Source organism: Glaciecola nitratireducens FR1064, assembly GCF_000226565.1.
Taxonomy (GTDB): Bacteria; Pseudomonadota; Gammaproteobacteria; order Enterobacterales; family Alteromonadaceae; genus Glaciecola; species Glaciecola nitratireducens.
This window is the reverse complement of the sequence record NC_016041.1, coordinates 464,389-489,293: the sequence shown is the minus strand read 5'-3', so window position 1 is coordinate 489,293 and position 24,905 is coordinate 464,389. Positions and strand designations below refer to the sequence as shown.

Annotated in this window: 19 protein-coding genes; 6 read left to right on the top strand and 13 right to left on the bottom strand. The window is 43.2% G+C overall.

Annotation, left to right across the window (positions count from 1 at the left end):
* Nucleotides 1-78 precede the first annotated feature (78 nt).
* Both GNIT_RS02080 and GNIT_RS02075 read right to left on the bottom strand, forming a co-directional pair.
* On the bottom strand, nucleotides 79-3,222 hold the full coding sequence (locus GNIT_RS02080) for an efflux RND transporter permease subunit (RefSeq protein WP_014107472.1): 3,144 nt from the start codon (nucleotides 3,220-3,222) through the stop codon (nucleotides 79-81).
* A gap of 3 nt (nucleotides 3,223-3,225) precedes the next feature.
* Nucleotides 3,226-4,386 carry an efflux RND transporter periplasmic adaptor subunit gene (locus GNIT_RS02075; RefSeq protein WP_014107471.1) on the bottom strand — a complete coding sequence of 387 codons (1,161 nt, stop codon included), beginning with the start codon at nucleotides 4,384-4,386 and terminating at the stop codon, nucleotides 3,226-3,228.
* A gap of 253 nt (nucleotides 4,387-4,639) precedes the next feature.
* Between GNIT_RS02075 and GNIT_RS02070 the strand changes: the two genes are divergently transcribed.
* The 5 genes from GNIT_RS02070 (at nucleotide 4,640) to efpL (ending at nucleotide 9,512) form a co-directional block, all read left to right on the top strand.
* Nucleotides 4,640-5,326 carry a TetR/AcrR family transcriptional regulator gene (locus GNIT_RS02070; protein WP_014107470.1) on the top strand — a complete coding sequence of 229 codons (687 nt, stop codon included), beginning with the start codon at nucleotides 4,640-4,642 and terminating at the stop codon, nucleotides 5,324-5,326.
* Between the two features lie 120 nt (nucleotides 5,327-5,446).
* A complete protein-coding gene (locus GNIT_RS02065; protein WP_014107469.1) occupies nucleotides 5,447-6,463 on the top strand; it encodes an aspartate carbamoyltransferase in 1,017 nt (338 codons plus the stop codon).
* Between the two features lie 2 nt (nucleotides 6,464-6,465).
* Complete coding sequence (gene hemL, locus GNIT_RS02060) at nucleotides 6,466-7,758, top strand: glutamate-1-semialdehyde 2,1-aminomutase (protein WP_014107468.1); 1,293 nt, start codon at nucleotides 6,466-6,468, stop codon at nucleotides 7,756-7,758.
* A 15-nt stretch (nucleotides 7,759-7,773) separates the two neighbouring features.
* Nucleotides 7,774-8,814 carry an adenylate/guanylate cyclase domain-containing protein gene (locus tag GNIT_RS02055; protein WP_014107467.1) on the top strand — a complete coding sequence of 347 codons (1,041 nt, stop codon included), beginning with the start codon at nucleotides 7,774-7,776 and terminating at the stop codon, nucleotides 8,812-8,814.
* A 131-nt stretch (nucleotides 8,815-8,945) separates the two neighbouring features.
* Complete coding sequence (gene efpL, locus GNIT_RS02050; protein WP_014107466.1) at nucleotides 8,946-9,512, top strand: elongation factor P-like protein EfpL; 567 nt, start codon at nucleotides 8,946-8,948, stop codon at nucleotides 9,510-9,512.
* A gap of 102 nt (nucleotides 9,513-9,614) precedes the next feature.
* On the opposite strand, the gene GNIT_RS02045 is transcribed toward efpL, so the two are convergent.
* Nucleotides 9,615-12,896: a S41 family peptidase gene (locus tag GNIT_RS02045; RefSeq protein WP_014107465.1), complete on the bottom strand. Its 3,282-nt coding sequence runs from the start codon at nucleotides 12,894-12,896 to the stop codon at nucleotides 9,615-9,617.
* A gap of 250 nt (nucleotides 12,897-13,146) precedes the next feature.
* On the opposite strand from GNIT_RS02045, the gene GNIT_RS02040 reads away from it, so the two are divergent.
* On the top strand, nucleotides 13,147-13,551 hold the full coding sequence (locus tag GNIT_RS02040) for a cytidine deaminase (RefSeq protein WP_014107464.1): 405 nt from the start codon (nucleotides 13,147-13,149) through the stop codon (nucleotides 13,549-13,551).
* A 31-nt stretch (nucleotides 13,552-13,582) separates the two neighbouring features.
* On the opposite strand, the gene GNIT_RS02035 is transcribed toward GNIT_RS02040, so the two are convergent.
* The 10 genes from GNIT_RS02035 to ggt form a co-directional block, all read right to left on the bottom strand.
* Nucleotides 13,583-14,374: a glucosaminidase domain-containing protein gene (locus tag GNIT_RS02035; RefSeq protein ID WP_014107463.1), complete on the bottom strand. Its 792-nt coding sequence runs from the start codon at nucleotides 14,372-14,374 to the stop codon at nucleotides 13,583-13,585.
* A gap of 398 nt (nucleotides 14,375-14,772) precedes the next feature.
* A complete protein-coding gene (locus GNIT_RS02030; RefSeq protein ID WP_014107461.1) occupies nucleotides 14,773-15,606 on the bottom strand; it encodes an HAD family hydrolase in 834 nt (277 codons plus the stop codon).
* 108 nt (nucleotides 15,607-15,714) lie between these two features.
* Nucleotides 15,715-16,671: an FHA domain-containing protein gene (locus tag GNIT_RS02025; RefSeq protein WP_014107460.1), complete on the bottom strand. Its 957-nt coding sequence runs from the start codon at nucleotides 16,669-16,671 to the stop codon at nucleotides 15,715-15,717.
* On the bottom strand, nucleotides 16,662-17,927 hold the full coding sequence (locus tag GNIT_RS02020; protein WP_014107459.1) for a S1C family serine protease: 1,266 nt from the start codon (nucleotides 17,925-17,927) through the stop codon (nucleotides 16,662-16,664). Before GNIT_RS02020 ends, GNIT_RS02025 begins: the two co-directional genes overlap by 10 nt.
* 97 nt (nucleotides 17,928-18,024) lie before the next feature.
* The gene (locus tag GNIT_RS02015; RefSeq protein WP_041246565.1) at nucleotides 18,025-18,645 is read right to left on the bottom strand and encodes a hypothetical protein; all 621 of its coding nucleotides are present in this window, start codon (nucleotides 18,643-18,645) and stop codon (nucleotides 18,025-18,027) included.
* Nucleotides 18,646-18,793: 148 nt separating this feature from the next.
* Nucleotides 18,794-19,750: a chemotaxis protein CheV gene (locus tag GNIT_RS02010; RefSeq protein ID WP_014107457.1), complete on the bottom strand. Its 957-nt coding sequence runs from the start codon at nucleotides 19,748-19,750 to the stop codon at nucleotides 18,794-18,796.
* 144 nt (nucleotides 19,751-19,894) lie between these two features.
* A complete protein-coding gene (locus tag GNIT_RS02005) occupies nucleotides 19,895-21,319 on the bottom strand; it encodes an ABC transporter permease (protein ID WP_014107456.1) in 1,425 nt (474 codons plus the stop codon).
* A complete protein-coding gene (locus GNIT_RS02000) occupies nucleotides 21,316-22,134 on the bottom strand; it encodes an ABC transporter ATP-binding protein (RefSeq protein WP_014107455.1) in 819 nt (272 codons plus the stop codon). Before GNIT_RS02000 ends, GNIT_RS02005 begins: the two co-directional genes overlap by 4 nt.
* Entirely contained in the window at nucleotides 22,131-23,072 is a 942-nt protein-coding gene (locus tag GNIT_RS01995; protein WP_014107454.1) for a Dyp-type peroxidase, read from the bottom strand. Before GNIT_RS01995 ends, GNIT_RS02000 begins: the two co-directional genes overlap by 4 nt.
* A gap of 3 nt (nucleotides 23,073-23,075) precedes the next feature.
* Nucleotides 23,076-24,782, bottom strand: a complete 1,707-nt coding sequence (ggt, locus tag GNIT_RS01990) for a gamma-glutamyltransferase (RefSeq protein ID WP_014107453.1) — start codon at nucleotides 24,780-24,782, stop codon at nucleotides 23,076-23,078.
* Nucleotides 24,783-24,905 lie beyond the last annotated feature (123 nt).

Here is a 24,905-nt window from a genome sequence, read left to right as displayed (position 1 = left end):
CCCCATATCATTATTAAACGTGAACGGCGGCAAAAAGCACAATCTGTTTGCCACCATTGTTTAATTTGTTGGAGAAATTTAGGCATTAGCCGTTCTTTGCGCTCGTTTTTGTAGCTTACTAGTGCGTATTCTACACATCATTGCAACAATTGTGGGAGTAAAAAATAATGACAAGATAACAGAGAAACCAACCCCGCCTGCCAACACGACAGCGAGCGGTGGCCAGAAAGAACCTTGTGAAAATAGCAATAGCGGAATAAGGCCTCCCACCGTGGTGAATGTGGTCGATAGAATGTGTCGACTGCAGCTCATAGTTTCTTCAACAATAGCTTTGGTATCCCCACTTTTAGCCTTCGCATTTCCGTTAATAGCCGCGATCACAACGATTGATCCGTTAATCGCCACACCTATCAATCCGGCACTGCCCAATAGAGGATTGAAACCAATTGGTAAACCTGACACCCATAAGCTGAACATACCAAGTCCAACTGACAATACCGCTACCATGCCAATAACAGCGGCAAATCTGACACTATTGAAGGTAAGAATTAACGCCGTGATCATAAGCACTAACAACACTGGAGCATAGGTAGCCAACTGTCCAAGCGCTTGCTGCTGCTCATCTGCGTCCCCAGCCATCTTTATTCGATAGCCTTGAGGCAACACAAAATCACCATTTTCGAGAAGCTCGCGCAACTGTTCACTGGCGTCAATAGCAGGAACGCCTTGCAGCAAGAACGCCTGAACTTTATTTACACGTTCTCCGTCTAATCGGGTGATGCCGCTTATGCTGGGTACTAGGGTGAATTCACCCAATGAAGCCACACCAATGCTGGCTCCATTTTGAATCAACTCTCGATTCATAAGCGGCAAAGCGTCTAATTCCTTCATGCTGCCGCGTTGATAGTCATTGATTCTGACTCTTACCGGTAACTCTTCAGTTCCCTGCAGTACAGAACCGCCGGTTGTTCCTGCAAGCGCCAGCTGTAACTGTTTTGCAATTTCGGTTAAGGACAACTGCGCAATATAAGAATCATTTTCAGACACATCATATTGCAACTCAGGCTCACCTGTTGTAATTGAGGCAATCGTTTGAGTAATACCCGGAACTTTGCTCATCGCTAAACGCACTTGTTCACCCAAGGCATTCAGTGTATTGATGTCTGGTCCAAAAATGTCCACTTCGATGGGTGCAGGTATCGGTGGCCCTTGGCCAAATGGACGCACAACAATTTGCGCGTTCGGATAAGCATCCTGCAGTTCATACTGCAGTTTAGGTATTAACGCGGCCGCTCCAGCAATGGAGTTGGTGGTGACAACAGCGTTAGCAAACTCGGGGGAATTGTCTCGCGACATCACTTGGTTATAGTATATAGAAGGTGTGGAAGCGCCCACTAACCAAGTAACTTGCTGCACCTCCTGCTTTTCTCGAATAAGGACATCAATGCTTTGCGCTACCTGTTTAGTTTGCTTAATCGACGCACCATTAGGTAACCACACATAAATTTCAAATTGATCTCTGTCTGCACTAGGAAAGAAAACACTTGGTAGTTGCTGCGATAGCACAAAGCCAGATAGACAAAAAATACTAATCAGCGGCAATACCAGCAAGGGTCGCTTTATCAGCTTGCCTAACAATTTTGAAAATTGATGCGACACTGCAGGCATCTGCCAACCACGCCGATACCAAGCGTGCCCAACACCACCATCTCTCGGCAGATATCGAGCAGCCAGCGCCGCGATAATCGTGAGTGAAATAGCCAGTGACCCCAGCAAAGCCATAACCACACTGATGGCAATTGCACCGATAAAATCACCAATATTGCCAGTTAATAGAAAGATAGGCATAAAGCCTAAGACTGTCGTTAGCGTTGACGCTAATAGCGGCGAAAACAAATGTTTCACTGACTTTTCGAGTGCCTGCAAACGCGTTAAATTTTGGTCAAGCAAGTTCAGTCTGATTTCATCGGTAATAACTATCGCATTGTCGATAAGTAGACCGATAGCGATAATAATACCAAAAATGGACATTTGATGAATTTGTTGATCGAAGAAACTAAGAGAGAAAATGGCAAAGGCTGCGCATAGAGGCAGCGCCAAACCAACTATCCAACTTGCTCTAGCCCCCATAAACACAAGAATAACTAACATGACAACCAAAGACCCGAGCAGCAGATTCTCAGTGAGTTCGGTCAAACGGGCCTGCGTGTATTCATTTTGCTCGAACACCATGTTTGCCTGCGACGTGCCATCAAACTCGGTATTAAAATCAGCAATTTTGCTTTTTACTGCTTCGGTCCATTGATCCACTCTTACTGTAGTTTGCATGCGGGCAGCCATAAAAATGGTGCGCTGACCATCAACAAACGCAAACTCGCGCTCCGGTGTTTGCCATGATTGCTCAATTGTTGCAACATCTGCTAAGCGCAAATAGCTTCCATCAGCTGCGACCAATGGGATATTTGCAACAATATCTAAGTTTTCGAGTGGCTCAGCCACCTGCACGCGGATGTTCTTTTGATCAGTACGCAATACGCCCGCGGGTAATTTTGAATCTGCACTGCGAATACGGTCACTTACTTGCGCAATACTCAATCCTGCCGCAGCTAGGGCTTGAGGGTTAAGCGCAACCACAATTTCTTCTATCGGGTGACCATATAAGCGCACTAGCTCGGTTCCCGGAACATTGCGCACTCGGTCCACTAATTCGCTGGCGAGCCTACCTGATACAGATAGCGACGTTGTGTCTGGATTTGCTGCATCAATAGAAATTAGCATGGTAAATGCTGTCGCTCCGCGCTTGTCCTCTAGCAACGGTTTGCTCGCGCCTACTGGGAGTTTCGCGGATGCATTCTCAAGGCTATCTCTGATTTTTGAGAATATTTGCTGATTACTTGAGTCGTCTACCCAATCTTGCAGTTCAACCAATAAGCTAGAGAAACCCGCTTTTGAGGTAGATTTAATTTCTTTAATTTCGTATAACTCGCGAAGTTCATCTTCCAATACATCGGATACCAATGCTTCAACTCGCTCTGGCGAAGCACCAGGATAAGAGGTAAGAATAAGCACATTTCGCAGATCGATGCGCGGGTCTTCTAAACGAGGCAAGCTGCTAACAGCCGACAAGCCAGCAACAAGAATGATGATAATACTCAAAACAAGTAAATGGCCACTGCGAAAAAAAGTGGTATACCAGGGTGATTTATTCTGCACGTTCGACATCGCTTAGTTTCTCGCCGTGTTTATCACTTGGATGTTTTGCACTACTTGGTTAGGCGTTAGTCGATGAAGGCCAGAGACTACTAACAAATCTCCTTGATCAAGTGCTCCCGATACGAATGCATAGTCTTGCTCCATATACTCAACGTACACACTACGTGGTTGGATAATTTGAGAACCCGTTGATTTATCGATAACGAATAAAGTCCACAAACCTCTTACGCCATTAGACAGGGCACCGATAGGGATCCAAGCGCCTTGTTTGTCAATTTCAACATCTACTGATAGCGACACTAAATCGCCAGGCATAAGATAGAGCTTTTCTGCGTCTTGCGCGTCTATCTGAAACAAGGCATCAATCGCTCGCGTTGCCCTATTGCGCTGTTTCGCCAGCGAGATAAGTTTAGCCGGTACGGGTTGGTCTTCGTAGCTGAGTGTGTAGCGCTCACCTAAACTCAAAGCCAATGGAGACTGCGTTGGTAAGCCTATTCTAGCTTCTAAGTCGACTTCCGCCATTAAAGCGAACACAGGTTGCCCCATTGTGACGACAGTTCCAGAGTCTAGCAGTTGCTTTACAACCTGCCCATTAAACGGCGCGACTAGTGACGACTTCTGAAGTTCAACATTTAGGCTTTCGTGCCTCGCTCTCACCTCGTTCACGAGCGCATTTGCGGCATCTAAGGCTGCGTTTGCTTCGTCTAGTCGTTGGTCTGGTTCGAGTCGTTTTTTAACTAATTCAGCAGTTCTTTTTGCAGATAAACTCGCTAATTTCGCGTCGGCTTTTGCGCGCAGTAACGCAGCATCAAGCTCCTTTTTTTGAGCCATTAATCGTTGCTGATCGAGCGTTGCCAGTATCTGACCCTTTACAACCCTTTCGCCCTCCGCAACAAGTGTTTCATTGATAACGCCAGAGAGTTCAAAGCCCAAGTTAGCCTGTTGTGCAGACTCAATCAAACCATACACTTTTCGCTGCTTGGTGTACGCCGACTGAATAGAGATTGCCTGTACGTTTACTTTTGCATTTTCAATGACTAATGATTGGTCATCTGCAAACGCAATGGCTGTTTTATCACCTGAAAATAAAATCAACACTATCAGCAATATAAAGCTGCTGATGCAAAGAAAGAGCAGCGACAGTTTACTGCCTACGGCATTATTAGTGTTCATATATTTGAATCCGATACTTTAATCAATGTCATATGTTGTTGCCCATGGAATACTTTTAACACAGTGTTAGTTCAACAGGGTTACGTATGTTTATACTCGCGTCTGAGTTTTTAAGACTACTCACAACCCTTGATGATGCTAAACCATAAATACTAGACCGTCCAGTTTGATTATTATTTTACAGAAATTTACGCAATCAAAAAAATAATTTTTGTCCCGAATGTAAGTCAATTCATGTAATATAAAGATCCTTATGAATACTATATCGACATCATCTAAAAATTCGCCAGAGCAAAGCCAACCGAGAATGGTAGGCAGGCCAAAAAGCAGCGAAAAACGCCGGCAAATTTTGCATCACGCAGGAGAGCTTTTCTTGCAGCAAGGTTACGATCGCACGTCTATGGACGCTGTCGCCAAACAAAGCGGCGTATCCAAACAAACGGTTTATTCACACTTTCAGAACAAAGATGTTTTGTACAACGCCGTGATTGAAAGCAAATGTGAAGAATACCGCGTCGAAGAAGCCGCCTCGTGCATTGAATCTCAGGCTCTCGACGATATTCTTTATTCGATTGCCTTCAACTTTATTCAATTGCTTAACGATAAACGCGTTATTGCGATGTACTCGGTAGTTATAGGTGAGTCGAAGAATAATCCGCATTTGGCGCAGTTGTTTTATGATGCGGGCCCACTGCATAGCGTCAACCTCGTTAAAGACTTACTCATGAAACACCCTCAAAGCGCACTACCGGAGTCCGATGCTAGGGAGCTTTCTATTGATTTTTTCAATCTACTGAAAGGCGACTACCACATGCTAAGTATGCTTGGTTTACCTTATGAGCAAGAGAATGAAAAACTTCAGGACTATGCTAGAAAAGTGGTTTGTAAAACACTAAGAATAGCGGAACTGTTTACTGAACATGGCAAAGTGTCATCCTAATAACCTCTCCCATCATTATCTGACCTTTTTAATGGAAATTGATGAAATTTAGCGCTTTATTCTGCATTTTTTTGATAAACTCTACCGCAATTGATATTTCACTCTAAAGGCGCCGTTTTCATGACTGTATTTACTGGTAATCATGTATTAAGTGTTGCTCAGTTTGACCGAGGTGCAATTGAAAAAGTCTTTATGGTTGCCGATAGCATGCTGCCTTATGCGCTTCGTAAAAAACGGACTCAGGTTCTGGAAGGGGCGATATTGGGAAACCTATTTTTCGAACCAAGCACAAGAACAAGAGTCAGTTTCGGCACCGCATTCAATTTACTTGGCGGCGAAGTTAGAGAAACCACCGGTATGAGTAATTCTGCCTTGGCAAAAGGTGAGTCTTTATATGATACCGCAAGAGTCTTAAGCGGCTATTCCGACATTATCGCCATGCGCCATCCACAAGCGGGCTCGGTCGCGGAGTTTGCAGAAGGAAGCAGAGTTCCGGTTATTAATGGTGGCGATGGTGCAAACGAGCATCCAACGCAAGCATTGCTCGACTTGTATACTATCGAAAAAGAAAGAAAGTCTCACGGCGAAGGGATTGATGGCCTAAACATTGCGATGATTGGCGATCTAAAATATGGCCGCACCGTACACTCCCTATCAAAGCTATTGTGTTTGTATAAAAATATCCACTTCACTCTAATATCACCGCATGAGCTAAGTATGCCGGCGTATATTTGCGATATGATTACAAATGCAGGTCACAAATTAACAATAACAGAGCAATTAGAAGGCAGTTTCGATGCGGATATCTGCTATCAAACCCGCATACAAGAGGAACGTTTTCCGTCACAAGATGAAGCAAATAAATTTCGAGGGAAGTTTCGTTTGAATCAAGAAATTTATACCAAACACTTCCAATCCAAAACAGTGATTATGCATCCGCTACCACGAGACTCTCGAGTGGAAGCGAATGAATTGGATAACGATCTAAATCTAAATCCTAATCTGGCGATTTTTAGACAAACTGATAACGGCGTATTGGTCAGAATGGCATTATTTGCTTTGACCTTAGGCGTTGAAGATAAAGTTTCAGACTTCGACAGACCCGTACATTGGTACAGCAATAAAGGCCAAAGCTAACTATGACAACCCAATCTGAAAAACTTTTCGAAAGAGCTCAAATTACTATTCCTGGCGGCGTAAATTCGCCGGTTCGCGCATTCAAAGCCGTCGGTGGTACACCTCGCTTCATCAACAAAGCCGATGGTCCTTACATGTGGGACGTAGACGGTAATCGTTACATTGACTATATTTGTTCTTGGGGCCCGATGGTATTGGGTCATAATAACGCTGAAGTCAGACAGGCAGTTATTGATGCATCTGAATTTGGTTTGAGCTACGGTGCCCCCACCGAGGCTGAAATTATTATGGCTGAATTAGTCAATAAATTGGTACCATCGATGGAAATGGTGCGCATGGTAAATTCGGGCACCGAAGCCACAATGAGCGCAATTCGCCTAGCCCGTGGCTATACCAGTAAAAACAAAATATTAAAGTTTGAGGGCTGTTATCACGGCCACGCCGATTCTCTACTTGTAAAAGCCGGTTCAGGAGCGCTCACCTTAGGCGTGCCAAGTTCACCGGGTGTCCCTGACGACTTTGCTAAACACACCTTAACCGTCGACTTCAATGATCTCGACTCAGTGCAAGCTGCTTTTGATGAGCATGGTGACGATATTTCGTGCATTATTGTGGAACCCGTTGCTGGTAACATGAACTGCATCCCCCCTGTCGAAGGCTTTCTTGAAGGCTTACGAAGCATATGCGACCATTATGGTGCACTGCTTATTTTTGATGAAGTGATGACTGGATTCAGAGTTTCTTTGGGCGGTGCGCAAGAACGTTATGGCGTAGAACCGGATCTCACTTGTCTTGGTAAAGTCATTGGCGGCGGAATGCCTGTAGGCGCCTTTGGCGGTAAAAAGAAAATACTGACTCACATCGCGCCAACCGGTCCGATATACCAAGCGGGAACATTGTCAGGTAACCCTATTGCAATGGCTGCAGGGCTTGCAGCACTATCACAGTTAGCGGAACCAGGTTTCTATGACAGTATTTTTGAGAATACTAAGATACTGGCTGAAGGTATTAGAGATACCGCACATAAAAATAATATACCTATGAGTATAAATGTCGCTGGTAGTATGTTTGGTATATTCTTCACCGACGTAGAGCACGTTACGAATTACAAGCAAGCAATTAATTGTAATACTGCGCAGTTTAATCAGTTCTACCATGCAATGCTCAACGAAGGCGTTTACTTAGCGCCCGCATCATACGAAGCTGGTTTTGTGTCTAAAATGCACAGCATTGACGTTATTGAAGCAACAATAGCAGCGGCTGACAGAGCGTTTAAGCAAATCACTGCGAAGTAAAAGGAAGTTAAGTCTGTGTTGTTTTGGGTTATTGGTTTATCAATTTATGCGGTTTCGTGTACTGCGCTGTGGTTAGTTACCTTGCGTAAAGCTAAACGCATCAAAAATAAATTGGTGCAGTATAGAGACACAGAAGAACGATCTCATCGGCTAAAAGCTGATGAGGCTATGCAGCTAAACCAAAACTTCCAAAAATTTGTACCTCGACAATTTTTTGACCATATTTATAAGAAAGGCGGAGCGCTCGAACTCGGTCATGCAGATGAAGATAACGTCGCTATCTTATTTTGCGATATTCGTGGCTTCACCAGTCTGTCAGAAAAAATGACCCCGCAAGAGCTTTTGAATTTCCTAAATTCATATTTCTTAAGAATGAACGCGCCGATCCACGACAATAAAGGCTTTATTGATAAGTTTATTGGCGATGCAATTATGGCATTGTTCGATAGCCCTGAGGGTTCAGACTGTGACAAAGCACAAGACGCTATCCGCGCCGCTATCGGCCTAAATCGTGCGCTAATTTTATATAACCAACATCGTGCAAAAAGTGGTTACTCTGCTGTGAGTATTGGTATTGGCATTCATTTTGGCCCGGTTATTATTGGCACCGTGGGGTCTGACGATAGAATGGACACAACAGTCATTGGCGATAGCGTTAATATTGCTCAACGCCTTGAGACATTGAAGTCGATATACAACGTGGATATTATTGTTAGTGAACAATTAATTGCGATGGCCGACCATGCATTTGTCTCGCGCACCATTGATTGGGTTAGAGTAAAAGGGCGCAACGAGCCTATAAAACTTGTTGAAGTCATGACTCATCTATCCGACGAGTTACAACAGGAACGCTTAGATACGGTTGACGCTATCCAGAAAGGTTTGGCTTTCCGTATGGAGGGTAACTTGAGAGAAGCACTCTCTGTATTCCGTGCCGCGAAAAAACAACATCCGCAGGATCCTATCCTAAAGCAACATGTCACCTCAGTAGAACAGCTCATTTTACATGGCGTCCCAGATGACTGGGACGGTGTGCTACAACTTGGCAATAGTTAGAAGATAAGCAGCCTGAACGTTTTTCTGAGTGACAGCTTAAGTTATAAAATGTGCTATCTTTAACCGATGCGCTTTAACTTTTTATTCTAAAACCAAGTTAAATTTTACTATCAACACTAACGAGAAGCAGTATGCCAAAAGCCAGTGAAATAAAGAAACATGCAGCCATTGAACATAATGGAAAAGTCTATTTTGTAAAGGATATAGCGAAGCTAACTCCAAGCGGCAGAGCAGGAGCAAGTTTATATAGAATGCGTCTATATGAAGTTGCGACCGGTGCTAAAGCAGATGAGAGTTTCAAAGCTGATGAAATGATCAATACTGCGGAGTTCAATAAGAAAAAAGTGATGTTCTCTTACAACGATGGCGACGAATATGTTTTTATGGATAATGAGGACTACACTCCCTATTCAATCGATAAAGAAACCATCAGTGAAGAGCTTCTATTTATTACTGAAGAAACCACTGGTTTGCAGGTGCTGATAGTAGACGACAAGCCAGTAGGACTCGAATTACCAGCATCTGTTGATTTAGTCATTACTGAAACCGATCCTTCAATAAAAGGTGCATCTGCAAGCGCACGCACAAAACCAGCGGTGCTGTCGACTGGCTTGACTGTTCAAGTACCTGAGTACATTTCGACAGGTGAAAAGATAAAAGTAAATACGGCGGACGTTAAATTTACAAGCCGAGCTTAACAAGCGCCTATCCACTTCAATCTTATTAGTCAGAATAATTGACGCTAAAAGGCATCGTGATACAAATATTCACGATGCCCTTTACACAAATGTTTACTCTCCTTAGAGACCCAACTCAGTCGGTATTTTCGGTGTTTCTACAGCACGAATAGGAGTAAAGGCTTTTAGTTCATCCATCATTTGTTTAATGCCTCGGTCTAGCTGTGGATCGATTCCTTTATTAACTTCAGCAGGCATGAGTTTAACTTCGATATCGGGAGCAATGCCCGTATTTTCTGCCAGCCACTCACCTTTTGCATCAAATATGCGAATGAACGGCACACTCATTTGTCCACCATCTATGAACGCGGGGTTGTGAGAAATACCAATTAAGCCCCCCCAAGTACGAGTACCGATAAGTTTGCCAATCCCTTCATATTTGAAGGCATAAGGTAGAAAGTCGCCACCAGAGCCTGCATCTTGATCTATTAGCATCACTTTGGGCCCATCAAGTGCGCCAACGGGCGAACCATACACTTCACCGTCACGATCTTTAAACCCAGCTAAATAAGTACTCGATAATACATCCGTAATATAGTTGGCAATTTGACCACCACCGTTCGAGCGTTCATCAATAATCATCGCCTTCTTATCTAACTGCGCAAAGAACATGCGGTTGAAATATGTAAACCCTGCATCTGCAGTATTGGGCACATAAACATAACCAACTTGTCCCTTAGATTGCTCATCTACATACTTACGGTTAGCCTCTATCCACGACCACTGGCGCGCAATTCGTTCGTTGTTCATCGGCACAACAGTCACTTTTCTCGATTCCTTGCCTTTTGGATCCGCACTTACCAACAAACTAACTTGTTTGCCTGCGGTATTCTCGAAAGCCGCAAAAAAATTGTCGTTAGCAGAAAACGCTTTGCCGTTTACCGCTAATATATAATCTCCTTGCTTGATATCGATCCCCGGTATGCCTAAGGGGGTATTTAAATAGGGGTTCCAACTTTCGCCGGTATAGATTTTAGCTAAACGAAACGCGCCGTTTTCATAGCGAACATCGGCACCAAGCAAGCCTACGTTAACGGTGCTTGGATTAAAAACATCACCGCCATAAGCTCTATTGTGACCCACCTGTAGTTCCGAAATCATTGCAACGATTAGCTTGTTTAGGTCAGCTCGTGTACCAACGTGATCGAGTAGTGGACGATATTGCTTGTAAACACCCTGCCAGTCTATTCCATGCAAGTTCTCTGCATAAAAGTAATCCACCTGCATACGCCATGTGTCCTCGAAAATTTGAGCCCATTCTTTCATTGGATCAATTTTCATTTTCAATTCAGCAGTATTAAGTGGCTTGCTTTCAATCTTTGCTCCGATCTCAGCGGTTTGCCATTCACCCTCTGAAGAGGCGTGCAGTATCGTCTTTGCATCGTGGCTTAGTACAAAGTTAACAACGTCGCTTATCACTTGGGTAGACTTTTTTTCTGTCATATCGAAACGCATTAAATTGCTTTTATCTGCAGCGTTTCCTGAAGCGTCGAGGCCTGAACCTGGCTGCGGACGGTCAATATAGTAAAGCGCTTCGTCAGAGCCGACAGCAAGGTGTGAATAGTTTTTTTCTGCGATAGGGAGTGCAACGATGCGATCCATTATTCCGTCTAAGTCAACACGAGTGGCTTGAACTTCAGCATCTTCGTTCTTTTTATCCTTTTTTTCGTCAGACGCTTTTTCTAAAGAGATTTCCTCATCGGATTTTGGCAGCAGCGGCGACTTGCCCGCAGAGGATAAAACAGCAGCATATAAGGCCGCACGATAAGGCCTGTCTTGCTGAGACATATCGATGGAAGCAACCGTGGGGCCGCGATTGGTAGATGCAGAAAAGTATAAGTATTCGCCATCAACAGAAAACGCAGGTTGTGCTGCGTCACTCATTCCACGAGTTATTGGTGATGCTTTGCCGGATTCGAAATTGTAGAGGTACAATATTTGATTATTACTTGGCCCTAATAATGAATAGGCAAGCCATTTGCTGTCTGGTGAAACAGCTATTTGTTGAGACCCTTCTACAAAACCCTTGCGCCTTGGATCAGTGCCAATCACATAAGATTTTTTCTTTTTCAAATCAAAATATTTCAAGTTTAAGTGACTATCGCGGTAAATTACTTTGCTGTCATTATCCGCAAAAGCGACTAACTCAAAGTAGTTTGTTTTTACTTTAGTCAAGGCGTAACTGCTGCCTTGCTGTTTGCCGAATTGGTCACTGATAATTAACTCATAAGCGCCTGAAGCATCAGAAAGGTAGGCAATTTTACTGCCATCTACAGACCATATCGCGGTCATCTCCCTTATCCCATCGCTTTGGGATACGTTGCGTGTTGCACCATCTTTAAGAGGCACAGTAAACACTTCTCCTCTTGCAACGATAGCTGCGCGTTTGCCAGTAGGAGAAAGCGAGGCAAATTCGATATTGCTGCTAACGTCTTTCCAAGCAACTCTTCGTTGTGGTAAGTCGGGATTAATTTCGATAGCCAGCGTCTGCGTTTTCTTAGTGTTGGTATCGTGCATAAGCAACTCACCACCCGCTTCAAAAATAATTTCAGACCCGTGTGCATTAGCACTGAGAATATCCCAAGGTTTCGTATCGAGCACTTTGCTTACCGTGCCCTCAGTTGTGTAATGATGAAGCGCAACTGAGCCATCTCGATCAGATAATAAGTACAGGTCATTACCTATCCACATCGGTTCAAAATCATTGCTGTTTGGCTTTGGTACTTCTATTGTTTTACTGCTCTTCGTATTATAAATCCATACAGGTGGCGTTGTTCCGCCTCGGTGTTGACGCCAACCACTTGCCCCTCTATGCGCTTTATGGAATGGTCGGTAGGCAATTGTCTCGCCATCTGCCGCCCACACTGGATCTACTGCCCTGGCTTCCATGACTTTGAGAGGGTGTCCGCCTTCAATACCGACTTCAAACATTTGCGGAGAACGATTGTGATTCACTTCACGCATGCTGGTAAACACCACGCGTTTACCATCATTTGACCATCCCTCGACCATGTCATCAACAGGATGCCAAGTGAGCCGCGTTGCCTCTCCTCCATTAATTGAGACAATATAAACGTCTTGATTATTACCATAGTCAGCTGTGAAAGCGACGTGTGAGCCATCAGGAGAAAAATGCGGTCGCATTTGTGTCTCATTGTCACTGATTAGACGTTTCGGATTACTGCCGTCGCGATTTGCTAACCAAATATCGCCAGCGTAAACAAAAGTAATATGGTTATCTGACAGATCCGGTTGCTCTAGCATTTTAGTCGCATTGGAAAACGCCATTGAGCTGATAAGCAACATCGGTAGACTTGCACTAACAAATTTTAATATTTTCTTCATGGTGTCCTTTCCTGAATAGTGTCATTTGTTGATTGTTTGTTTTGATAGTCGTGTATAAACCTTCAACAATGATAGTAGTATACTGAACGCATAAAGAGTAATTAAAATGTGATTCTATTTACCAAATTTTCTATTAGATCGACATACGAGTGCATCTTTTGACAGTTTAGGAAGGCTTTGCTGTTACTATGACAACATTGTATGATGCCGTCGAAAGTATAAATGGTTATAAAATAAATAAAGTATTGGAATGTTAAATAAACAAGAAATAATGCAGGGTCTTACACAACATCTGGGCTACTCTCACAGTCCTTATTCAGGCGTTCAAGTTGTTGCTGCGATAGTATACGAAACCAACGGCGAAGAGCGCGTCGCGTATGGTGTCAATATCGAAAACGTATCATATGGACTAACCGTATGCGCGGAGCGCTCAGCTATTTCCGCTGCGGTCATTGACGGAATGCAATCTATAAAAGCGCTGTACGTCATGTCCAATCAATCCGACCCAATTTCGCCTTGTGGCGCATGCAGACAGGTAGTGACTGAGTTCATGCAAGACCCCGTTGCGCCAGTGCTTTGCGTAAACAAAGCACTGAACAAAAGTTGGGAGAGCACATTAGGTGAATTATTACCTAACAGGTTTGATTTAGGCTGAGCGTATATAATTGCCAATAGCAGCCATATTCTTAGATGCCCTCAGAAGAAATAAAGCTTTGATTAACTCTTATCATTTGACGTAATTCTTCGATATATTCTTCACCACGCTCCGAGTACTTACTTAAGCCTTCAGCCAAAGCATGGCCCGTCACTTCTTTTTGTGCATTGCGATGCTGCAAACGGATCGCGCGTAAATCCTTATAAGCTGGATGGCTATTAAGATTACGCATGTAAGAGTACATAGCTTCAGTAAGGTCGTCGAACTTTGCCACTTCATGACTAGCACCTTCGTTACGACGATTTGGGACAAAGCCACAGCCTTTCTCAAAGCACCACAAACCAAAGAAATTGTAGCCCTTTCGAGCAAATCTAGAGGTTCCCCACGCTGACTCATTAGCCGTTTGAACTAGCACTAAATCTTCCGGTATTACATCAACTTTACGAAGTAATTCCGTAAATACAGGCTTTAGTTCTTCGCTATTGGTGACTCGGTATTCATTGATTAACCAATCTAATTCTTCTTGTTCGCTCTCAGAATATGCTTGTCCATCAGAGTGCATTTCCTGATACTTCATGATCAAAGCGCGGACGGTAGAGATGTATTCATTTTGAGAGGCTATAGCGGGCTTTAAATAGTCGAAGAAAGCGCGCTTTTTGTCTTGAACTCTTTCGTATTCATTGAAGTCTGGAACAGGATCGCTAGCGTAATCTACGCTGGGGATGTTGTTCACGGTATTCTTAGCTGGTTGTAAATAAATAAATCCAAATACAGCCACTAATATTACGATCGCCGTAATTGAAATAATTTTAATCTTGTCCACTAAATACTCCTCTGTCATGATTTATTTTCGTATTGTTGTCTCACCTGCTTGCTCATGACGAAACAAACCTTGGCAAAATATTAAATCAAAAGAGTAGGCTCCTGATCTAAAACATGCAGACCACATTATCCGCATAGTAACTAAGCAGAATAAAGTGATTACAGTTTTAACTAACCCTTCTAAGTATGGGCCAATCTTGCATTGAGATCAAAAAACTCATATTGCAAGCTAGTGGTTCGCCTCTGCTCGTCTTATAAAAACGCAATTTTTAAAAAGTTAACGATTGATTTCACCGGCGAAATTTGTAGACCTGAAAACGATGCAATAAAAAGCATCGCTATCTTTCCTGATATGGTTGATGGCACCCTAACCGCAAACCAATAATAGCGAAAGCTAAACTACAGCGAGAAACGCTCACGCAAAAAGTGCGCAATACCATCTTTGTGATTATGACCTATCGTAGCGGTCGCAGACTTTTTGATTTCTGCTTTTGCATTGTCTGGGGCATAGCTTTCATCAGCAAGCGCAAACATGCTTAAATCATTATCACCGTCGCCAAAACAGATAATGTTACTAGCGCCTAACTGTTGTTTTAAATTTGTTACTGCATTTCCTTTACTAGCGCGGCAGTGATGCACATCCATCCAACTGTATCTTTCTCCTTCTAAGGCCTTACCTGAATAGGCAATGAGGTTTTCATAGGTGTTTAGTTCAAGCCACATTTCGTGAATTGTATCTGCCAATCCAATCATGCTGATATTAGTTACTTGGCTATCAGAAGGTAAAGCGTGCAAAGGCAAGAGTTTTGCGTCGGTGCGGGAAAAATACTTATTCACTAACTCTTTTTCTACCTCATGAAGTGTCTCAGCATGATAGATAATGTGATGATGATTTTGCTGCTTATAGTTGCCAATCGCGTTAACGAACGGTGTGATCCCATGGGACAACGACGAATTAATAATTGCTGAAATTTCTGCATTATCAAGCAGATTTTCAAGAGACAATTGTTGAATTTTAGGATCCCATACCGTCACCCCATTATTATAAATTTGGGGTAAATCGAAGTAATGACCGTCTACTATAGATTTCGCAGAGAGCATAGTGCGCCCAGTTGCAACGGTGTAAGCTATATTTTTTTCTCTTAGCAAGACGAGTGTATCTTTCGTAAAAGTTGATATTTTAGATTCGTCGTTTAATAACGTTCCATCTAAGTCAAAAAAAATAAGATCCATAAATAGTTTCGTAGCCCAGTATAGTGGGCTAAGCGTCAGCCCTAAGTTTTTAGTAAGTGCAAGAGTTACGTGTCAAAAGCCGATTTAGTTTATTGACACAATCTCACTTTAAAGATCGTCACTCTCTTGTTCAGCTTTCACAAATAAAGCTTCAGCGCTGCTAACAAAATCCTGAGTCGACTCGGGTTTTGAAATCAAAAAGATAGGACTAATGATAAAAGCATTTGCATTAGGGTTCTCAATATAATTGTTTTCATCGAAGAACCCAGGCAGAAGCTTTGCACAGGCTAATGCGCCAAAAACAGCAAACACAATCGCATTTCTTTTACGATTGCTTTGATGAAAAGCGACATACAACGCTAGCCAAAATACGACGATTGAGCATCCCCAAGTAAAGAGGGTTTCGACAGAGACAACAAGACTTGTTTTGTCGAAATTAAATAGTAAGAATTTAATAAGATACGAAAATAACAACACACTTACCACGCTGACTAAAACCAAATTGAACTGAGTGATTAAACGCGCGTCTTTTTTATTCAATATCGATAGCAAAGCAAATATAAAAGGGACAATGCAAACCACCAGAAGCATCCCGCCAATGCTCGCTATCAAGCTACTAACCTCGAATTTGCTAAACGTGCCAAAGTAAGAGTCGATGGTGGTAAGAATAGTGAGTGCAATTAATAAACTGAAAAAGAACCGTCTTTTTGCAAATCGATCGATATATTCTTCCATCGGATTTAGCTTTTTTGTCGGCGCCAAACTGCTATCTGCAGCAAAGATTCTAAAACGACTCCTGCCGACGGTGATAATATCGTCAGCATTTACTTGCGCTTCTGACACCACCTTACCATTCACCCTGACACCGTTTACCGAATCATTATCCTGAATATTAATTGCACCCGACTCATCAATGCTGATATTTAGGTGCTGTGCACACACATAAGGATCGTCAATATGCTTGTCGCACGAAAATGCGCGTCCAAGCGTGGCTGAAGATAAGCCAAGAACCTGGTGGCTAAGCACCTGATTGTTTCGAGAAAGAAGTTCGATAACTACTGCCATGATATTGCGTCCATAAACACGGGCGTAAACGCTTTATAAGACGCCTGACTGATCCCTGAAAGGTAAAACAGCGAAACTAAGCTGGCGTTCGACTGATCTAGGGTTGCAGAGACAAACAATACATCAAATAAGCCATCAAACTCTTTATAATTTTTGACGCAAATTGCAGATTTAAACTTCACATTATTGACATTTTTCATCACATCTCGCTGACATTGATATTCTGAAAAGTCTTCTTTTGACCTGCCGTCTTGATACGTCATCATGCGCATTTGTTCATCAATCATGTTGTAGAAGCGAAAACTATTTAGCTTGTCGCTTGAATACCATTCAAAATTAGCGGCAACCCGACCGGTCTGCATTCTCCTACTGATATAAATGGTTTGATCAAGAGAGCACGACTTGCGCACAGCAAGATACTGAGCTTCTTTATCGTCAGCGTTTGAGCCTCCCCAACAAGTTATAAAGTCGGCCATTGCGTCGGGCACATCGGCCAGTCCCAATGGTGTTTTTGGCCATTGAACTGCGGTTAGCTCAGCAATTAGTTGCTGTTGATTTTGCTGTAATTGTTCCGCGATTATTTTTTTATAGTCACCAATTTCAATCGTTTTATTTTTATTGATTAACGCTTTTAACTTGTTCAGAGGAACTAAAAAGCCAAGCTGATTGCCGGCTGTCGCAACGTTAACCCCCATTGCCTCCCCGCTCTCATTTACCACAGGGCCACCGCTCATGCCTGAGTTAACAGAACCGGTAAAGTGTATCTTTTGATAGAAGCTGTTCTGCTTTAGCCCGTTGTATGTGCCCGGTACAACTATCATGCCCAAGTCGTGGGGATTGCCCAATGAATAGATTGTCGAGCCCTGAGTTGGCAACTGTGTTGCAATAGGTAAGTACTTACTGCGGAGAGTATCCCCTTGAATTCGAATTAAGGCTAAGTCGTTAATAACGTCGAAGTTAACCAACGAAGCTTGGCTTACCTTACCGTCAATATCTTCTACTTCGATACGGTTTTTATCAGGATATAAAATGAAATCGGATACCACGTGATAATTAGTCACCGCTAGCCCTTGCCCATTAATAATGAAGCCCGAACCTATGGTTGATTTTTGCCCTGACTCGTTATCAATAATTTTGATTTGATAGAGAACTTCTTTATAACCTGTGTACAAATTTTCCGCAAAATCTGCAGCTTGGCTTGCCGATACGCACAAAATAAGCGTAAAGAAAATACAATATTGCTTTAATCCTAGCATGTAATTTGTTGCTTCCTTGTTTTGAAGTGCATGATGATTATTATATTAACATTCAATCCAAGCAGTCGATTTTTTATCTACAAATAGGGATGCCATATTACTGACTATTTTCGTCACTGTATCCCCAAGGCGCAGTTGGGGTCTCGATCGGCTTACTTAAATCGAAGTCAACACGAAACTCCCTGCCTTCACGCACCATTCTATAGGTAAACTTTTCTTCATAAATGAACATTTGCCATGTATTTCCATTAGACTGTGGAATACCGCTTTGCGTGAATAGTTCTTTAGAATATTGATCCGCAGGGAATGACTGAACTTGATTATAACCTGCATCAACAGTGTGTCCGCCATACATTGTTAACGAATCATCGCTACCATCATTGTGTCTATGATCGTGCTTTAAACTCAAGCCGCTACCGGTTTTAGTAATTATCCATGTGCGTGACGAATCGGGTCCAACGTGAAATGGAATTTGTAGCTGTTCTTCAGAACATTTTCTGACATGCATTACTAACTTATCATCGAATGCAGGACTGGGATCGTTATCAAATACAACTTTACCCTCGAACGCCTTGCCGCAATGTTTTGCAATACTGTTAAAAAAATTGTCATGGGTTGGTATAGACACCAAAGGTGCTGGCTTGACCACTGCTCCAGCGGACGCCGAAACGCAAAGGGAGAGACTAATAAAAAGAACACTGAGGGTAGTTAACTTCATCATTTTGGAGACCTAATCGTAAGTAATACGCTTAGGTTATTGCATATTGCAGTAAAAGCCTAGTTTCACTGCAATTAATACATCAGCTACCGTCAACTATTAGCAAGGTAAATGGCAGTGAAATTCATTACTAGATTAAAATGCCAATTTAATTTTCATTAGCTTTCAAAACTTCCCGCATTCTTTCCTGAACAACGTCTACCAGTAAGTCCGGCTGAAATTTAGAAATAAAGCGATTACAGCCAACTTTTTCAACCATCGCTTCATTAAATGTGCCGCTCAGTGACGTATTTAAGGCTATAAATAAGTCTGACATTCTGGGGTCTTTACGTACTTCAGCGGTGAGTCGATAACCGTCCATTTGCGGCATTTCGGCATCTGTAAACATCATTAGAATTTCATCGGTAACAACCTTACCTTCGTCGGCCCAACTCTGCAAAAGATTCAGAGCTCTTAATCCGTCTTTTTCCTCAATGATTTCAATACCTAATTGAGTGAGCGTCTCGCGTATCTGGCCACGGGCAGTTGACGAATCATCGACAACTAACACTTTCTGACCCACCAAGTGTTCTTTTATATCTGAATCTAACAGGTCTTCTGAAATGGAGGTATCGTACTCAATGATTTCTGAGAGTACTTTTTCAACATCGATGATTTCGACAAGCTCCATTTCACCATCATTTTCAACTCGAGTGAATGCAGTCAAATAGTTATTTTTTCCAGCCGAAGTCGGAGGTGGCTGAATGTCACTCCATGATGTGTTCACGATATTCATTATTTGCCCTATCAGGAACCCTTGGACGCTTCTATTATATTCAGTAATAATCACGTTTTGAGGCTCATAATGCGCACTGTTATTGCTCAAATGGATCGCTGTTCTCAGATCAATAATAGGAATTGACCCGCCACGATAATTTGTTATGCCTTTAATGTGATGGTGAGAGCCAGGCAGTTGATTCAGTGGAGGCACGGTAATAACCTCCCTCACTTTAAATACGTTAAGCGCAAACGTGTGCCGTGAACCTAATTTAAACATCAGCAACTCTAGGCGGTTTTCACCCACTAGCTGCGTGCGTTGATCAATTGATGACATTAGATTAGACATAACACTCTCTAGAAGACAGAAAAGGTCCAGAAGACTAAACTTCTGATTATTATTATACTATATCGTCCAGTAGCGCTGCTTTATTAGCAGTTTTTAAGAATCGTTAACTTTTAACGTCGCTTTTTCAATTTTAGTTTAGTTAATTCAATTGAGCGAGCGCGCTTTTCGGTATGCACCAATACTAGGTATAAGTGCAATTACAAATGTGGCAATTAGCACAACGCCAATCATTGATAGAGTATGTACAGAAAGAATATTTGCGCTCAGCGACAAACCATATTCCGCCAACAACCAATCATTGCTAAGTAAAATAACGCCTGTTACTAACAAGACAGCAAAGACGCTAGCACCCAAGGCAATACTGAGCGCCTCAAGCTGCAGCAACCAGAATACAAAGCTTGGTTTTGCTCCCATCACCCTGAACACGCTAATTTCAGCTCTGCGCTCGCGCAGTGACGCTAACAGCATGGTGCTTAGGCCTAATAGACTAGCCACTAGGACTGCTGCCGAAATAATGCGTAAGACATTTTCAACGGCACCGACTAAGCGCCATAGCTCACCTAAAGCAACGCCGGGAATAATAGCTGACAGTGGCTCAAGTTTGGACTGATTAACCTGTCTTTGCATTTGCAGTACGGCAATGCGAGATTTAAGTCCGAGCATAAAAGCTGATACTTGAGTGGGCTGTGCAAGTGCGTGTTTATTCGAATCTTGCTTGTTCGAGGTTTCAAGCGGCGTATGTGCCGGTTGAGGAGCTGCTTTGTCGCTGTGTTCGTGCTCGTGCTCGGCATGTTCTGCTTCCTGCGGTTTTTTCAAACTCGCGCGAGACATTGTGCTTTTGGATAAGCTTGGATTGCCTTGTGTATGAATCGATTCTATCGCATTCAGACCAACGTGCACCCCTTGATCAACCGGCGTTCCCGTAAATTGCAGAATACCAACAATGGTAAAGGGATGATCGTCGTGGTAGCTAAAGCTAACTTTGCCAACACCATGAGAGATGATGATCTCATCACCCACTTTATAGTTTAATTGTTTGGCCGCGTCCGCACCTAGAACAACATCAAAATGCTGGCTCACAGCAGACATTTTCGCCGCACCATTTTCGCTATCACCGGCACTATCAATGGAACTGTCGCTCTCACCACTGCTGGCAAAACGTCCGCCGGCTTGAAAGCTTAACTGGCGCTTATCACCATAACGGTAATGCTCAAAATAAGCGTTGGTGGTACCGATAACGGCAAAGCCCTTATGCGAATCGCCCAGTGAAAGCGGAATAGACCACTCAACCTGAGGATTCGCCACAATACTTTGATAACTTTCCCAGCTCACAGAGTTAGCGTTCGCCCCTACTCTAAACACCGAACTGAGCAGTAAATTAATTTGCCCTGTACGCGCACCTACAATCAGATCTACACCAGAAACCGTGCGATAAAAGCTACTTTTTGCTTCTTTTCGAATATGCTCAATTGAGAGCAATAATGAAACGCTAACTAATAAGGCTAAAAAAGTCAGCATGACTGATACTTTTCTGTGCAATAGGCTTTGTTTAGCAACCCTAAAAATCATGTCCGGCGTTCCGGCTCAGGCATTGCAGCAGCTGTATAGTTTATGTCAGTTAATGATTCAACTCGTTTAAAATGCCTAGCAAGTGACTGGTCGTGGCTAACAAATATGAGCGCTGCATTCGAACTTATTGCCGTGTCGGTTAGCACTTGCATAAAGGCGTCTTTGGCCGCTGCGTCGAGAGCAGACGTCGGCTCATCGACAATCAGCACATCCGGTTTATTTATGAGTGCGCGTGCAATAGCAACCCGCTGCTGCTGCCCTACACTCAGCTCGCTAGCTTTTTGCAAGATGCAGTCACTGGGCAACTGCAAGGCATGTAGCATTGAGGCGATCCGCTGTTGTTTGGTCGACTCTTTTTTCATAGCATCTGTTTTATTAGAATCATCGTTAGCAAAGTGCATAGCTAACTGAATATTGTCGAGGACACTTAAATAAGGAACTAGGTTAAACTGCTGAAATACAACGCCAATGTGCTGGGCTCTAAAACGATCCCGCTTGCTAGTTTTTAAGCGCGCAATATCCGTACCTAAAACACTGACCTTACCCCCTTGGGGTGACAAAATACCGGAAATCAAGTTTAACAGCGTACTTTTTCCACAGCCTGACGGGCCGTATAAGAATACTTGTTCTGATTTACCTAGCTGCCATTTTTTAATGTCAATTATGGGTTTGCTGGCTACATACGAAAATAAAAGAGATTCGACAAGAACTGCGGGAACTTGCGCGTTATTTCCATTATTAAGGTCATTTATTTGATGATTATGGGATGCAGATTTAGCGTCGTCGCCCGTAGGCTCGTTCTTTAGAATACTCAAAAAGGCACTTTCCCGTCATCATAGTCTTTGGCATGACGTTTTATAAATTGAATTGAAGGTGCAAAAAAAGCTGCGCCTGTCTCCGCGTTTGAATAATCAAGAAAGCGATCATAATGCCCCATTTCATCGCCAAAAATACGACTATGCAACATATCTTTGAAGGACTTACTGTTATTTGCACAGCTAACAAAAAACAAGCCCTGCATGAGCATGTCACCGTAAGGCATGCTTTGCTTTAACAAACTTGGATATTCACCATTCGGCCCCGTTAATTTAGTGCGAAAATTATGAGAGGAACGCCCACTGTCAACCAAAGGTAGATTGTGCTCTTTGGTTTTGCCCATAACGCCTTCTTGTCGACGCAGGGACAGTGCATTCCAACGATTCATATCGTGACGATAACGCTGAATGTGAATATAGCTGCCGCCCTTGTGCTCAGGGTCATTGTCACCAACGATAGCAATATCGAGTTTTTTCATGCCTCTCGGGTTATCCTCACCATCAAGAAACCCCGTTAAATCTCGACCATCAAGATATCTAAACGCGCTCACTTGTTCCACTAGCTCAACGTGAACACGCAACAAATCAAGCACTTCAATACCTACCGCATGACAAATATCCAGACGGTCGGCTCTAATTTGAATAAATAAATCACAGGGAAGTACTGGCGCGCAACGATCGTCGCACTGCATATCAGGAAAACCCACCAGCTCTTGTGGCGAGCTGTGCGGGTAAATTTCAGACCAAAAACTGGAGCCTATTGCAATAACACCAGACACCATAGCCTCATAGTGTTCATCGTCAAAGTGCTCGAACAAGTCGAGCAATCGCGAGAGCTTTTCGCGCATTGCTGGAAAGTCATCGTCAACAACGTTAAACAGCAAATATTGGGCGTGCAAATTTGGCTCGGCGCAAATCCCCTTTTGCGATTGACTCATTAATTAGTATCCTGCGGCTTGACCGTCTTTTCTAGTTTCTGATGCACCATAATACACTTTGTTTTTATCGTCTAGCATGATTGCTTGGTAGCCACCAAAAGCACCCGATACATCCTTAAGAGTATGTCCCTTTTGGAGTAAATCACGACGTGTTTTGGCAGAAAAACCAGATTCTAAACTAATGTAGCCGCCATCGGTCATGATATCACCTTCAGGTGAGCTAGAACCGGTATGGAGTATTCGTGGTGCGTCGCCTGCTTCTTGCAGGTTCATGCCAAAATCAATCATGTTAACAATGATTTGTGCATGCATTTGCGGCTGCGTTCCGCCACCCATAACGCCGAAGCTCATGAGGGGTTTATTATTGCGAGTTACGAACGCGGGAATAATCGTGTGGAACGGACGCTTACCAGGTTCTAGAGCATTAAAATGATTTTTATCTAGTGAGAACATTTCGCCTCGGTTTTGTAAAACAAAGCCTAAATCAGTTGGGATCATACCTGAGCCCATGCCACGGTAATTGCTCTGGATTAAAGACACCATGTTGCCTTGGCTATCAGCAACAGTTAGGTAAATAGTGTCTCCTTCATGTTTACCCGCATCTACGCGCTTTGCCGCTGCATTTGGATCAATCAGCTTCTGGCGTTTTTTCGCATACTCTTTAGAAATTAACCAATCCACCGGAATTTGGTTAAAGTCGGGGTCTGCATAAAACTTAGCGCGGTCTGCAAATGCCAGCTTCTTGGCTTCCACCACAGTGTGCACAAACTCAGCGCTGTCTCGGCCCATGCTCTCAAGGTCATATAATTCAAGAACGTTAAGGATCTGCAGTGCAGCAATGCCCTGACCATTAGGTGGTAATTCCCAAACGTCATAACCGCGGTAGTTGGTTGATACTGGTTCAACCCAGTTCGATGTATGTGACGCCATATCTTGATAGCTTAGCAGTCCACCTTGGCTTTGCATAAAACCGCTGATGGTGCGCGCAATATCACCTTTATAAAAAGCATCGCGTCCCCCTGTGGCTATCTTTTCATATGTTGCTGCTAGGTTTGGGTTTTTAAATATTTGACCTTTTTTGGGCGTATTACCATTGATAGTGAAGGTTTCTTGAAAGCCAGGGTATTGGCCTATACGTTTCTGATTCATTTCAAAATAGTAGGCAATCACTTCTGATACAGGGAAACCATTTCGAGCATAATCAATGGATGGGGCCAGTAATTCCTGCATAGATTTAGAACCGAATCGCTCATTTAACATAAACCAACCGTCAACAGCGCCAGGCACCGATACCGGCAGTGGCCCAAACGCGGGGATTTTATCTAAACCCTTTTGCGCAAAATAGTCTCGCGTCAGTCCTTTTGGCGATCGCCCTGAAGCGTTCAGACCATAAAGCTTTTGCGATTTTGCATCCCAAACAATTGCAAATAAATCACCGCCAATGCCGCTTCCCGTAGGTTCAACTAGGCCCAGCAGAGCGTTAGCGGCAATCGCTGCATCGATTGCATTTCCGCCACTTTTCAATATGTCTAATGCAACTTGAGTGGCTAAAGGTTGACTGGTTGCCGCCATACCATTTTGCGCAATGACTTCAGAGCGACTAGCAAAGGTTTCACCCGTTATGCGGTCATATGCATTTGCGCTAGGAAGCAATAAGGTCATTGAGATACTAGAAAACAGAACAAGGGTAGATTTAATTGATTTAAGCATGCTGTACTCTTTTGTTTTAATTTTATGAACAGATGATAAGTATACAGTGTAACGCTGAATTGGGTTGAGTGCGAAAGGGAATTTTGCATCGCACGCTTGTTTACGATTTTAATTTTCGCCTGA